10 protein-coding genes and 1 riboswitch are annotated in these 14,741 nt (G+C 31.9%); of the genes, 9 read left to right on the top strand and 1 reads right to left on the bottom strand.

Going from position 1 to position 14,741, the window contains the following annotated elements:
- The first annotated feature begins 31 nt into the window (after positions 1–31).
- The 3 genes from LGK97_RS13195 (at position 32) to trmB (ending at position 5,346) form a co-directional block, all read left to right on the top strand.
- A complete protein-coding gene (locus LGK97_RS13195; protein ID WP_226260235.1) occupies positions 32–3,583 on the top strand; it encodes a 5'-nucleotidase C-terminal domain-containing protein in 3,552 nt (1,183 codons plus the stop codon).
- Between the two features lie 269 nt (positions 3,584–3,852).
- On the top strand, positions 3,853–4,479 hold the full coding sequence (locus LGK97_RS13190; protein ID WP_264175042.1) for a site-2 protease family protein: 627 nt from the start codon (positions 3,853–3,855) through the stop codon (positions 4,477–4,479).
- 213 nt (positions 4,480–4,692) lie between these two features.
- Positions 4,693–5,346, top strand: coding sequence for a tRNA (guanosine(46)-N7)-methyltransferase TrmB (gene trmB, locus LGK97_RS13185; RefSeq protein WP_226260234.1), 654 nt, complete (start codon positions 4,693–4,695; stop codon positions 5,344–5,346).
- 92 nt (positions 5,347–5,438) lie between these two features.
- Here trmB and LGK97_RS13180 read toward each other — a convergent pair whose 3' ends face one another.
- The gene (locus LGK97_RS13180; protein WP_226260270.1) at positions 5,439–7,439 is read right to left on the bottom strand and encodes a methyl-accepting chemotaxis protein; all 2,001 of its coding nucleotides are present in this window, start codon (positions 7,437–7,439) and stop codon (positions 5,439–5,441) included.
- Positions 7,440–7,781: 342 nt separating this feature from the next.
- Between LGK97_RS13180 and LGK97_RS13175 the strand changes: the two genes are divergently transcribed.
- From LGK97_RS13175 to LGK97_RS13150, 6 genes are all read left to right on the top strand, one after another.
- Positions 7,782–8,954, top strand: a complete 1,173-nt coding sequence (locus tag LGK97_RS13175) for a permease (protein WP_226260233.1) — start codon at positions 7,782–7,784, stop codon at positions 8,952–8,954.
- 73 nt (positions 8,955–9,027) lie between these two features.
- Positions 9,028–9,876, top strand: a complete 849-nt coding sequence (locus tag LGK97_RS13170) for a TIGR03943 family putative permease subunit (protein ID WP_226260232.1) — start codon at positions 9,028–9,030, stop codon at positions 9,874–9,876.
- Between the two features lie 50 nt (positions 9,877–9,926).
- A riboswitch (cobalamin riboswitch) is annotated at positions 9,927–10,105 on the top strand.
- 155 nt (positions 10,106–10,260) lie between these two features.
- Complete coding sequence (locus LGK97_RS13165) at positions 10,261–11,802, top strand: cobyric acid synthase (protein ID WP_226260231.1); 1,542 nt, start codon at positions 10,261–10,263, stop codon at positions 11,800–11,802.
- 123 nt (positions 11,803–11,925) lie between these two features.
- The gene (cbiB, locus tag LGK97_RS13160) at positions 11,926–12,918 is read left to right on the top strand and encodes an adenosylcobinamide-phosphate synthase CbiB (RefSeq protein WP_226260230.1); all 993 of its coding nucleotides are present in this window, start codon (positions 11,926–11,928) and stop codon (positions 12,916–12,918) included.
- Positions 12,915–14,108, top strand: a complete 1,194-nt coding sequence (hemA, locus tag LGK97_RS13155; RefSeq protein WP_226260229.1) for a glutamyl-tRNA reductase — start codon at positions 12,915–12,917, stop codon at positions 14,106–14,108. Before cbiB ends, hemA begins: the two co-directional genes overlap by 4 nt.
- Entirely contained in the window at positions 14,072–14,731 is a 660-nt protein-coding gene (locus tag LGK97_RS13150) for an NAD(P)-dependent oxidoreductase (protein ID WP_226260228.1), read from the top strand. The genes hemA and LGK97_RS13150 overlap by 37 nt, the downstream gene beginning before the upstream one ends.
- The last annotated feature ends 10 nt before the right edge of the window (positions 14,732–14,741 follow it).

Here is a 14,741-nt window from a genome sequence, read left to right as displayed (position 1 = left end):
GGTCTCATATTTATTGAATGGAGGGGTTTATTTGTTTATTAATTTTAAGGGGAAAAAACTTACAGCATGGTTATTAACATTAATGATGGTTTTAACTTTTGTTCAACCAGTTAATGTTCATGCAGCAACAGGCAATGAAGTAAATCTACAAATACTTGCAACTAGTGATTTGCATGGTAGATTTGTACCTTATGACTACGCTGTTAATGCACCAGACCTAACAGGAAGTATGGCTCAATTACAAACAATTATTAAAGATTTAAGAGTAGCAAATCCAAATACCATTTTGGTAGATAATGGTGATACTATTCAAGATAATTCATCATCACTATTTAATAATGATGAAATTCATCCAATGGTACTTGCCATGAATGAAATGAAATATGATGCTTGGTCTTTCGGAAACCATGAATTTAACTATGGAATTCCAACATTACAAAAGATTGCATCAAAATTCAAAGGAACAGCTCTTAATGGTAATGTTTTTGATAAAGATGGCAAATCATTAGGAAAATCATATACGATTATAGAAAAAGATGGAGTAAAGATTGCTATTATCGGTATGGTAACTCCACATATAACAAAATGGGACGGGCCTAACTTAGTAGGCTATACAGTAACAAATCCAGTCGAAGAAACTAAAAAAGTAGTAGCTGAGCTTAAAGGCAAAGTTGATGTAATGGTAGTGGCACTTCATGCAGGCGAAAATGAAGAGTATGGAAATGGCGACAGTGCTAGAGAATTAGCTAAAGCTTGCCCAGAACTAACTGCTATTGTAGCTGGACATGCACATTCATCTATTGCTCAGGTTAAAGAAGGAAATGTTATTATTACTGAACCTAAAAATGGTGGATCTCAATTATCAAAAATTGATATTAAAGTAACTAAAAATGCTGATGGTAAGTATTCTGTTACAGAAGCTAAATCAGCTGTAGTTCTTGTAACACCTGTAGGTGGTAAGACAGCGGTTGCAGATGCAGAGCTTTCAGCTAAATTACAACCATATAGTGATAGAGCTATTGCAGATGCTAAAATTGTTATTGGAGAACTTAAAGGCGGAGATTTAGTTCCAGCAAGCGCAATTAAGGGAATTCCAACAGCACAAGTTCAAGATACTGCAATGATAGATCTAATTAACAAAGTTCAAATGTTCTATGGTAAAGCTGAAATATCCTCAGCAGCTGCATTTAAAAGTGATGCAAATATCAAAGAAGGTAAAATAATTAAAGCTGGTACAGCTGATATATACAAATTTGATAATACTTTAATGACACTAAAAGTAAATGGTGAGCAATTAAAGAGATATATGGAGTGGTCAGCTAGCTATTACAATACTTTTAAACCAGGAGATTTAACAGTTTCCTTTAATGAAAAAATAAGAGATTACAACTATGATATGCTTTCAGGAGTTAAATATGATGTAGACATATCAAAAGAACCAGGAAAAAGAATAGTTAATTTAACTAGAACTAACGGAACAACAATAAAAGATACAGATGTATTAACTTTAGCAGTTAATAATTACAGAGCTAGTACAACACTACTTAATGAAACATCAGGTTTATTTAAGGGTGAAGGTGTAGAAGTAGTATATGACTCAGCGAAAACAATGGGTGATGCTGGAAGAATAAGAGATTTAATAAGAGATTATATTGTTGATGAAAAGGGTGGAGTTATAACTCCAGAGCTAGATAACAACTGGAAAATAATCGGCAATGAAGTGGATGCTACTAAAGCAGCATTTGCAGTAAAGTTAATCAATAGTGGTAAATTACAATTACCAAGGTCAGCAGATGGAAGAACGCCAAATGTGAAATCGGTTACTTATGATGATGTATTAGCTGCTAATGGAATTAACATTCTTACATTTAATGACTTCCATGGCGCAGTATTGCAATCATCAGCAACAGATAAGAACTCTGGTATAGCTAAATTTGCAGGAGAAATAAACAAAGTTAAAGCACAAAATCCTAATACTATAGTTGTGGCAGCAGGGGATTTATTCCAAGGAAGTGCAATGTCTAACTTAACTTATGGAGCACCTGTAAACGAAATGATGAAAGCAGTTGGTGTAGTAGCATCAGCAGTAGGAAATCATGAATTTGATTGGGGTACTGATAAGATAGCTAAATGGGCACAAGATGGAGGATATAAATTCCTGGCTTCAAATATCTATGATAAAACTACTGGCAAGCCAGTAACATGGGCTGAGCCATATATGATAGTTGAAAAAGGTGGATTTAAAATAGGGCTTGTTGGACTTGCAACACCAGAAACAGCTTACAAAACTAGTCCAGAGAATGTTAAAAACTTAGAATTTAAGGATCCAGTAGCTTCAGCAAAAGAATGGGCTAAAGTTGCAAAAGATAATGGAGCAGATGTAGTTATTGCATTAACTCATTTAGGAGCTTCACAAGATAAAGAGGGTAAAATTACTGGAGAGGCTACTGACCTTTGTGGCGTTGCAAACATAGATGCAGTTATTGCAGCTCACACACATATGGAAGTATGTGGAACAGTTAACAATACTCCAATAGTTGAGGCATATTACTCAGGAAGAGATTTGGGTAGATTAACTATTAAGGTTGATGAAAATGGAAAGTTAGCAGGTATAGTAGCATCATTGGATAAATTATATAATAGACCAACTACTTTAGTAGAAGATGCTGCTGTAAAAGCAATTGCTGATAAATATTCTAAAGATTTAAAACCTGTACTTGGAGAAGTTTTAGGAACAACAGATAAGGAACTACCTCATGATAGAAACGTTCCAGGCACTTCACTTCTTGGACAATGGACAACTGATGTTATGAGAAAAGTGGCAGGTACACAAATTGGTATAACTAATGGCGGTGGATTAAGAGTTCCAGTAGCTGCTGGGAATATTACAATGGGTAACATGTATGAAGTTATGCCATTTGATAATACATTAGTTACAATGGAACTTAAAGGTTCTGATTTAAAGAGAGTAATTGAAAATGGAATAGATAATAAAGAAATTGGTTGGGTTCAAATCGGTGGAGTTAAAGTATACTATGATTCAAAAGCTGAATTTGGTAACAAAATTACAGCTATGATTTTAGAAGATGGAACACCAGTTGAAATGGGTAAAACTTATTCTGTAGTAACTAACGATTTTATGGCTACAGGCGGAGATAAGTTTGACTTCAAAGGTGCAACAAAGGTAGTAGATACTATGGTTCCAATAAGAGAAGCATTAGTAAAAGAATTAAAAGTGGTTAAGAGTATATCGGTTGTAAACAAGAATAATCTTGTTTCAGGTGCTGCGCCAGTAATAGGAGCACCAGTAGTAACACCACCAGTGGTAACACCACCGGTAGTAAAAGTACCAGCGTTACCTATTAAGGAACAGTATGTTATGATTACTGCTAAAAGTGGATTAAACATCAGAGAAACAGCTTCAGCATCTTCAAAGAAACTTGGAGTATTTAGCCAAGGCACAGTAGTTAAAGTTGTTGGAGAGGTTGGTTCTTGGTATAAAATTAATTACAATGGCAAGGTAGGTTACATTTACAAGGAGTACACAAAAGTTACTACTTCAAAAGTAGCAACTGCCGCTTAAAAAAGAATTTCACAATGAGATACCGTGTAGACAGTATAGTAAAATACTGTCTACACGGTACTTTTAATTATATATCTATAATTTGAGCAAGAAAATATTTATGCCTTGATCTGTTGGGTTTAATAATAATAAATTTGAAATAGGAAGAAACTTTGTTATAATAGATATATTGCAGATTTGAAAAAGAATAAGTGGTAGTTGATACCAATAAATTAGGAATATAAGGAGTGATAAACTTGGGAACAGGACAAATATTATATAAGATTTTGATGATACCAGCAATTTTATTAGCATTCACTTTTCATGAGTATGCACATGCTATTACAGCAGATAGGTTAGGAGATAAAACTCCGAGATTTCAAGGAAGGCTAACACTAAACCCAATGGCACATATAGATCCTATGGGATTTATACTTATCCTAATAATGGGATTTGGATGGGCAAAGCCTGTTCAGACAAACCCAAGTGCTTATAAAAATTACTATAAAGATGATTTGAAAGTTTCTATAGCAGGTCCATTGGCAAACTTAGGTATGGGTTTCATATTTACAATTTTATATGTACTATTTACAAGATTTTCACCATTGCAAGGTACTCTAAATGATATTATTGGAAGTATAATATTTATTACCGGACAACTAAACTGCGTGTTGTTTTTTCTTAACTTGGTTCCAATACCTGGATTTGATGGTTTTCACATAGTAAGGGACTTATTTCCCAAGTTTTTCTATAGTATATCAGATTCAATTTATAGATATCAATTTCTAATATTTATGGCATTAATATTTCCGATATTACCCAATCAACAATCAATTTTTACTTATATAGTTGGAATACCAGCTAACTATTTATTTTATTTCTTTACAAACATGCTAGGAATTATAGGAATTATTTAAGTGGAATATGGAATCGGTCTTTATAAACATAAAGCTTGTTTAGTAAGGTTGCGAAAAGTTGGGGACGGTTCATGATTAATTGAACTTCGTAGGCTTTAATCCAACATATTTAATTTATTTTTTCGATTTATAAAGCTTGTTTAGTAAGGTTACTGTGATATAATAAAAAAGTAAATTTTATAAAATGATGTATTAGTATAAGGAGAGAAATATATGCGCCTAAGAAAAAAATATTGGGCTAGGCCAGAGATGGAAGCTAGTCATATTGTAATAACGGATCAGTACGATCATAAGGGAAAATGGAATGAGGAATTTAAAAATAATAATGAAATACACTTAGAATTAGGCTGCGGTAGAGGTGGATTTATAGCAGAAAAGTCTAAGCAAAACCTTAATATTAATTTTGTAGGTATAGATTTAAAAGATGAAGTGCTAGTGGTAGCCCTTAGGAAAGTAATAGAAGTAAGGAAAGTAGAAAAGGAACAAAATATAAATGTAAGGCTTATGCCATTAAATATAGCTCTTATTGATGATGTATTTGAAAAAGATGAGATAAGCAGAATTTATATAAACTTTTGTAATCCTTGGCCAAAAGAAAGACATAACAAAAGAAGATTAACTCATAGTAAGTTTTTAACTAACTATAAAGAGTTCTTAAAAAGTGGATCAGAAGTTTGGTTCAAAACAGATGATACAGAGTTATTTAATCATTCTTTGGAGTATTTCAAAGAATGTGGTTTTGAAATATTATTTTCAACTTATGATTTACATCATAGTGATTTTAAAAAAAATGTAGTCACAGAATATGAAGCTAAATTCACTGGGCTAGGTATGAAAACTATGTTTTTACAAGCTAAATTATTATAGATAACAGTTTATTTTTTGAAAGTATAGATAAGGTTATAAACATAAATATCCACACTAAAGTCATAGAAATCGACATTAGTGTGGATATTTTTCTAGTTAGTTTTAAATTTATTCAGTTCGGATTCTAAGTGTTCTGCTAACGTTTGGAGTTCCTTTGAGTGTTTAGCAAACTCCTCCATAGTAGCTGTTATTTCCTCTGTTGAAGCGGTAACTTCTTCTGAAGCAGCTGCTGTTTCTTCAGATATAGATGAAATATTTTCAATTTCTGATACTGTAGAACTTTTTTTCTCGTTTATATCAAGAATGGATAGTTTAACTTCTTCAACTTTATTAATCATTACTTCAATTGAACTAAGAATTTCACTGAATATATCCTGCGTCTGATTTACAGCCAAATCCTGCTCCGTTACTATAGATTCAGTTGAAGCAATAGCGTTTACTGCTACTTCAGATTTTTGTTGTATACTTGCGATTATTACTTTTATTTCTTCAGTTGAAGTCTTTGACTGATCAGCAAGTTTTCTTATTTCTTCTGCAACTACAGCAAATCCTCTGCCGGCTTCACCTGCACGTGCAGATTCAATGCTTGCATTTAAGGATAAAAGGTTAGTTTGTTCTGTTATGTCAGCAATGGTTTGAGAAATAGCGTTTATTTGCTTAGTACTTTCGCTCATATCTTGAACTAAAAGATTAACCTCTGCAGTAGCCGTCTTAGTTTTGTTTGATTTCTCAATTAAGGTGTTTATCATGGATAGTCCTTTTGAGCCTAAGTCTTTAGTGACCCTTGAGATTTTATTCATTTCATTTGAGTTAACACTAATTTTATCTAATCTGTTAGATAGGTCTTCCATTTGGGTAGCACCATTTTGAGCATTTTGAGCTTGCTCAGTTGCCCCTATGGAAACGTCACCTATTGCACTTGCCACTTGATGTATAGAAGTTGTTACCTCTTGTGACATACTAGCAAGATTTGTTGAGGTTTCTAGCACAGTGTTAGATGACAAAGTCACATCATTCATAAGTTCTGATATATTATGTAGCATTGAGTTAAAGGATATAGATAAATCCTTAAATTCGTCTTTTGTTGAAGCTGTTATAGATACGGTTAAATCACCATTTGAAGCTTTAGCAAATGCCGCATTTAATTTTTGTATGTTATGATAAATTCCCTTACTTAAGAATAAAGATACAATCACTGCAATTAAGCCCATTATAAATATTATTAGTGAAGTCGTTTTCAATATAGAATTTGTATCAGCGGATAATTCCTTTTCATCTAAGGTAGCTATTAATTTCCAACCTGTTAGTGAATTGGTTTGAAAGGCGCCAAACATATTTTTATCATTATCTGAGTACTTAACAAATCCAGCACTTTCTACCTTTGCTTTATCCCAAAAGGATAATTTTGAAGCCTCTTTTGTGTTAATAAGTTTTGTGTTTGGATGTGCTAAAATATTGCCTGATGCATCAGCAAGAAAAATATAGCCTGATTTACCTACCGTTTTTGTAGCTATTCGTTCTGCTAGTGTAGTTAGAACACAATCCATTCCTATTACACCAACTACTTGTCCATTTTTTTCTACTGTTTGTGCAAGAGTAACAAGATTATTATCGCTTACAGCATCTTTATACGCAGGGGTAATTATTACTTGTCCCTTACTTTCTAATGCTTGTTTGTACCAAGGTCTTTCAGTTGCAATATAGTCAGCGGATATTTCTTCAGGGGGATATGTAGCGAATTTACCAGAAGCAGTTGCATAATAGACAGAAAGTATAACTCCGTCGCTTTTTTTTGCATCGGCCAACAGAGGGGGCACGTATTTTAAGTTATCAGCAGTGTCAGCATTTACAAAAATAATATTATTTGACATAAATGAAACAATGTTAGAAAATCCATTAAGATAATCAACAAGGCCTAGGTTTATCTCTGTAAGTGTTTGTGTGCTTGTAAGATTTAGTTTATCATCAAGGACTGACTTTGATTGATTATAAGAACCAACTCCTAAAATAATCAATGGAATTACGCAGATTGCTATCATGCCAGCAACTAATTTAGTACGAATGCTATTTAACTTAAATTTTTTGGACTTTATACTTGAAAACGATTTCGAATTAGTGTTCTTTGATTTTAATTTTTTAAATTTCATTTTGATTACTCCTTTTCTAATTTATATAAGGGCTAATGCCACAAGGATTGTTTCATGTTGAATTTACCTACATATTAATATGATAGAATAAATTATTACTAAAATCAATAGAAATTGACAAATTGTTAACAAATATATATGTGCACTATAAATATAGCTTTAATAAAATTCAAATTATTATTATAAAATTACAATATAGTAAGATGTTAACCCTTATAGCATAGTATGTAACTTTTGATAATATATTAGTTAAGAATGTATAAATATTTATGGCAAGGGGTTGATAACTTGACTTATGATAATGAAGAAAATTATAGTAGTGAGATTACATTAATAAAGATTTTAAGTCTCATCATAATATTACTACTGGGAATATATTTCGTGAATGGCACTAATATTATTAAATTGGATTCTAGGGTTATTAATGATTTCTCTACGATTTTTCTTAGTATAGTGTTTGAAGGAATTCCCTTTATTTTGATTGGAGCACTAGTTTCATCTGTAATTCAAATATTTGTGTCTGAGGAAATTATTGCGAGAATTATTCCTAAAAACCAATTTATTGGAGTTTTGATTGCATCAGTGGTTGGCCTTGTTTTTCCAGTTTGTGAGTGTGCTATTGTTCCCATAACTAGGCGACTTGTTAAGAAAGGAGTTCCTCTAAATATTGCTACTACATTTATGTTATCAGTGCCAATAATGAATCCTGTAGTTTTATTATCAACACATTATGCATTCATGGGCATGCCATATATGGTAATAGCAAGAGCAATGTTTGGTATGGTTGGTGCAATATCAATAGGTTTTCTTATAGGAGCATTACATAAGGATAGTCCATTTAAGACGGAAAAGATAAAAAGCCCTATAGGGATCATAGGTAAGGGAAAAAATAATTTTAAAAATCATAATATACTCAGTCACAAAAGTGCTAATGCGATTAAACACAGTCATAGTCATTCAAATGTAAATGGTGGAGATTGTTCTTGTGGACACTGCAATAATAGTAGCACTCACAAAAATAAAGTTATAAGAAGCATAGAAGAAATAATAGCACATACTAGTGCGGAGTTATATGACATAGGTAGATATTTTATTATAGGAGTGTTCTTATCAACATGTATGCAAGTTTTCGTACCTAAAGAATTTATACTATCTATGGGTGGTGGAGTTTTATCTTCAATAATAGTAATGATGATACTGGCTTTTGTTTTATCAATTTGTTCAGAAACAGATGCCTTTGTAGCTAGAAGTTTCTTAGGACAGTTTACTACTGGCTCCATTTTAGGATTTTTAATATTGGGACCTATGATAGATATAAAAAATACAATTATGCTTTGTGGTAGTTTTAAATCAAGTTTTGTAGTTAAACTAATTTTTCTAATAATTACTATTTGTTTTATTTTAGCTGTAATAGCAAACCTGGTTCCCCTTGATAAGCTAAACAATATTTTAGCTTTATAAATACTATTTAGTGAAGATATCTGCTAAAACCACTATTTATCTAACTACAGAAATCTTAAAGGGGGAATAATACGTGAAAAAAAAGTTAGATTTAAATGAATTAATATGGTTTTTAATACTAATAGCGTTTACTTATTACTTTTACATGAATTTAAGCACAGGTAAAATAACCTTGTTTGTCCATCCTAAAATGGTTAAATACGTAAAGTTTTCAGTAGTCTTTTTTGTTATATTGGCTATATTTCAAATAAAAAATATATTTAGTGATAAAAAACCGAAATCATTTAAGCTTGGATGTTTTATGTTCTTGATTCCAATTGCTCTAGGGATATTCGTAAGAACTGAAGAAATCAGTGCTACTACTGTAATAAATAAAGGATTTTCATTAACATCTCAACTTAAGATTAATAATTTAAAGCATAAACATACAACTTTAACAGATGGTACAGAGCAATGCGAGCATGATGAAAAACATAATCATGGTGATTATGAATCTAATACTCCTCAAAATAATGTCTTAAAAAGTTCACAATTATCAAAAGGTGAAACTGTTATTATGACTAATGAGGACTTTATAAGTAATTACGAAGATATATATGGGAATTCGTGTAAGTATGTTGACAGAGCAATTAATATGAAAGGTTTCATATATAAACAAAAGGGGCTAATGGAAGAAGAGTTTATATTATCCAGAATACTTGTAAGCTGTTGTATGGCAGATGTTCAGATAGTAGGACTTTTGTGTGATTATAAAGGAGAAGTTGTACTTAATGAGGGTGAATTTATAAGTATAGAAGGTATATTAGGAGAGCGAGAATACAAAGATACTAAAAGTGGAGAATCTGTGATAATTCCAGTTATTAAAGTAAATAGATTAGAAAAGATAGATAAACTAAGTAATGAGTATATTTATAATCATTGATATATTAATCAGATAATGATATGATTAAAAGGTTAAATATCCATAATAAAATTTAATAATAAGATATAGGTTTAATCAAATTTGATTAAAGGGAATTAGGTTGAAATCCTGAACTATCTCGTAGCTGTATTAGATGAATTTATGTACAATATGTCACTTGGAAACAGGGAAGGCGTACTTAAATAATGATTCTTAAGTCAGAAGACCTGCCTATATTTTGCACCATAACTCTACGAGTAATAGAGAGGGCGTTATAATATAGACTTATTTGATAGTTTTATAAGAGTGAGCATATTTATTATTATTTCCCTTTAACGCTTTGTTAAAGGGAATTTTTACTTTGTATCAAGAATTCATATAGAGATAAAGAAGGGGGAAATAGTAATGGCAAAGATAATGGTCCAAGGAACTGCCTCATCAGTGGGGAAAAGTATATTAGTAACGGCACTTTGCAGGATTTTTAAACAAGATGGATTTTCTGTATGTCCCTTTAAGTCACAGAACATGTCACTTAACTCTTATATTACATTGGATGGAAAAGAAATGGGTCGCGCACAGGTACTTCAAGCTTATGCAGCTGGACTTGAACCAGAGGTATTTATGAATCCAATATTATTAAAACCTACATCAGATAAAAAGTGTCAAATCATTGTTAATGGGAAGGTTTTTGGAAATAGCACTGCTATGGAATATCATAATATGAAACTTGAATTTAAAGATATGTTAAAAGAACAGTTTGAAGAATTAGAAAAAAAGTTTGACATTATAGTACTTGAAGGAGCAGGAAGCCCAGCAGAAATTAACTTAAGAGATAGAGATATAGTAAATATGGGAATGGCAGAGCTTATAGATGCTCCAGTAATATTAGCAGGAGATATCGATAAGGGCGGAGTATTTGCATCACTTGCAGGGACTTTGCTTTTACTGAAGGAAGAAGAGAAAAAAAGAATTAAAGCTACTATTATAAATAAATTCAGAGGCGATATTGAAATCTTAAAGCCAGGGCTTACAATGCTAGAGGATATTATACATGTTCCATGTGCAGGTGTTGTACCTTACTTTAGACTAGATTTAGAAGATGAAGATGGCGCAGTAGAATTCAATAAAAAGATTACTGCAGATATTGACATTGCAGTGATAAAGCTACCACATATGTCCAACTTTACAGATTTTGACGCTTTAAAGATTGAACAAGATGTGTCAGTTAGATTTGTAACAACTAAAGAAGAACTAGGTACTCCTGACCTACTTATTATACCAGGAACTAAAAATACCATTGATGATTTAATTGCTTTAAGAGATTCAGGTCTTGAAGAAGCTATAGTGAAATATAGTATAGAAGGCAATATATTAGGTATTTGCGGAGGCTTTCAAATACTAGGAAATAGCTTAAGTGACCCTTATGCAGTAGAAACAAATTCCAAAAATATAGGTGGCATGGGGCTCTTAGATATAGATACAGTATTTGAAGAAGAAAAGATAACTACAAGAGTAAATGCTCGTAGCACTAATATGAAACCTTTTAATTTAGATAGCTCCCTAAGTAACAAAGATAAATTCATAAGTTCTAGTAGCACCAATGTTGAAGTCTATGGCTATGAAATACATATGGGGATCTGTAAATATGGACAAAGTGCAAAACCACTTTTTGAAATATATAATAAGAATGGAGGTAATGCTTCTTGTCATGATGGAGCAATTAATGCTACAGGAAATATTATGGGTACATATATTCATGGGATTTTTGATGGCGTTGAGTTTAGAGAATACATTGTTAACACTTTAAGAATAAAAAAAGCTATGGAACCTAGAAAATCTGATGTATATGAAAGTCTTAGAGAAAAAGAACTAGACAAGCTAGCAGACATAGTAAGGTCTAGTATAGATATGAATGAGATTTATAAGATTATGGGGATTAAAAGATAAAAGGGTGGGGACGGTTCACAACTTTTGGCTGAGGGGTTGAAAAGATTGGGGACGGTTCATGACTATAGGACCAATAGGAATAATATGGTAAATCAAGATAGCACAAGATTGAGAGGAATTAATATGGCAATACTAAATGTGATGAACTTAATAGATTTAATATTAGCGGTTATGTTAGACTTATTAATTGGAGACCCGAATTGGTTTCCGCATCCAGTGATATATATAGGAAAGTTTATTTCAAAGTTAGATAAGTTGGGCAGAAAGCTATGTAAAACAAATAAGCAAATTAAAGCTTTTGGAGGAATTATTGTAGTTATAATAGCACTTTCTAGTTTTTTAGTTCCTTTCATAATTCTACAAGCTTGCAAGGATATTTTTTGGTTATATCATATTATCAATATAATATTGCTTTGGACAACAATTGCTGCTAGATGTCTTCATAAAGAAGGTAAAAAGGTATATGATTCCTTAGCTAAAAATGATATTGAGGATGCAAGGGTTAAATTATCATACATTGTGGGAAGAGAGACAAAAGATCTTAGCGAAGATGAGATAATAAGGGCAGATGTGGAGACTATAGCAGAAAATACAGCAGATGGAGTTATAGCACCCATTCTCTATGCAATACTTGGGGGAGCACCCCTAGCTATGATGTATAAGGGGATAAATACTATGGATTCTATGCTTGGATATATGAATGAAAAATATAAAGATATTGGATTTTTCCCAGCGAAAACAGATGATATATTTAACTTTATACCAGCAAGAATAACAGGATTTTTAATTTGCCTTTCAGCGCCACTAGTTGGTGGGAGCATTAAGGAAAGCATAAAGGTAATGATAAGGGATAGAAAAAATCATAAAAGTCCTAATTGTGCTTATCCAGAAGGCGCAGCAGCAGGAGCCATGGAAGTTCAATTAGGCGGTGAAAATGTGTATTTTGGAGAGAAAGTATACAAACCAACAATAGGCAACAAATTAAAAGAATTAGATGAAGAACATATAATAGCTACAATAAAACTGATGTATTGTGCAATGTTTTATTTATTAATGCTATTTGCAATATGCGTATGTATGAGTAATAGTTATAAGTTTTTGGAGATGATAAGATGATACAACTTATAGGACTAAAGCATGATGTGGAGATAGGAATTAGAGAAAAATTCTCTATTATACCAAAGCATCAAGAAAGGTGCCTAGAAGCTCTTTTAAATATTTGTGAAGAGGCGGTTATTTTAAGTACTTGCAACAGGGTAGAAATATACTTTAAATCTAAGGATGAAGATATAGTGGAGAAGATTTTTAGTGTTCTAAATTGGGATAAGAACTTAATGAAATATATATTCAACTATAAGGAAGAAAAAGCAATACAACACTTAATGGAGGTGGTTTGTGGCTTTGATTCTATATTGCTTGGCGAAGACCAGATATTAGGTCAAGTTAGGGATGCTTATGAAGCCACAAAGAGTGCAAAAGGATCAAATGTAATTAAAAAAGAATTACAGAGGCTTTTCGAAAATGCCATTGCTTGTGGCAAAGAGTTTAGAACTAAATCTAAGATAAGTGATATACCAGTTTCATCCTCCTCCATGGTAGCTAAGCAGGCAATAGACAGGGGGCACAAAAACTTCATGCTTCTAGGGTATGGAAGTGTAGGGGAACTAACCTCAAAATACTTGCTAGAAGGCAAAATAGAGGTACTATACATAGCAGTAAGAAATACTCAAAAGTTGAATATAGAGGATCCAAGAGTAAAAATAATACCATTTGTAGATAGACATAAATATTATGAAAAAGTAGATTGTGTTATATCATGCACATCAGCGCCTCATATTGTGGTTCATCTAAATGAGTTACCAAACAAGAACTTATTATTATTTGATTTAGCAGTGCCAAGAGATATTGAAGAAATTATAAGCAAAAATTCTTTGTATGAAGTATATGACATAGATATGTTACGTAACATCCATGATGATAACTACAAAAGAAGAAAAGCTTCAATGAAGGAAAACAGGAACATTGTGGATAAAGCAATAAAAGAATATATAGATTGGAAAGCTGTAAAAGAAATATCTCCATTTATAAAAAAGATGAAAATCAATGGAGACGATGTTTACAAAGAAAGACTAGAAACCTTTAAGCACAAGAAAGAAACTGTGGACAATGAAAAGTTAGCAGAGCTACTTCTAAAAAGTACTTCAGATGCCTATGTAAATAAAGCTATTAAGGTATTAAAGGAGGAACATTTAAAAGGGAGGTCTAAAGAATGTGTGGATATAATAAGCAGGATTTTCCAGATATAAATTACACTATGATTTCATTAATATCCAGTAAGATAAATGTACTTATTGTTGGCGGAGGAGAAGCGGCTTTTATAAAGTGCAAAACATTTTCCAAAGAAGGCTGTAATGTTACAGTGGTATCAAAGGACTTCTCTATTGTTTTTGCACCTTTAAAAGAAATCTGTAACATACGGTTAATAAAAGGTGAATATGATGAAAGTTATATAGAGCATAACCATATTGTCATTATTGCTACAGATAATGAAGAAACCAATAATGCTATAAAATTACACTGTGATAAAAAAAGCAAGCTGTATATTTACTGTGCTAATTATAAAGAAGGATTATTTGTAACGCCAGTTCAAAAGCACACGCCTAATATGAAATTTGCATTACATACTAAAAGTAGTAGCCCTAAAACAGCGCTATTTATGTCAAAGATTATAGAAGATAAGCTACTAGAATACAATGATTTTATAGAGTATACTTCTGGTATAAGAAATATTGTAAAGAAGTTGGAGAGTAAGAAAGCAATTATGAATTTTATATGCAGTGAGGATTTCTACTTTTTTTATACTAAGGGAGTACAAAATATTATTTTGGAAATGTTTTATGGATCTGAAATTGAAATAGTTGAGAGTTAAGGGGGAATAG

Source organism: Clostridium sp. CS001 (assembly GCF_020443565.1).
Lineage (GTDB): Bacteria > Bacillota > Clostridia > Clostridiales > Clostridiaceae > Clostridium_AD.
This window is presented reverse-complemented; position numbering and strand designations above follow the sequence as displayed.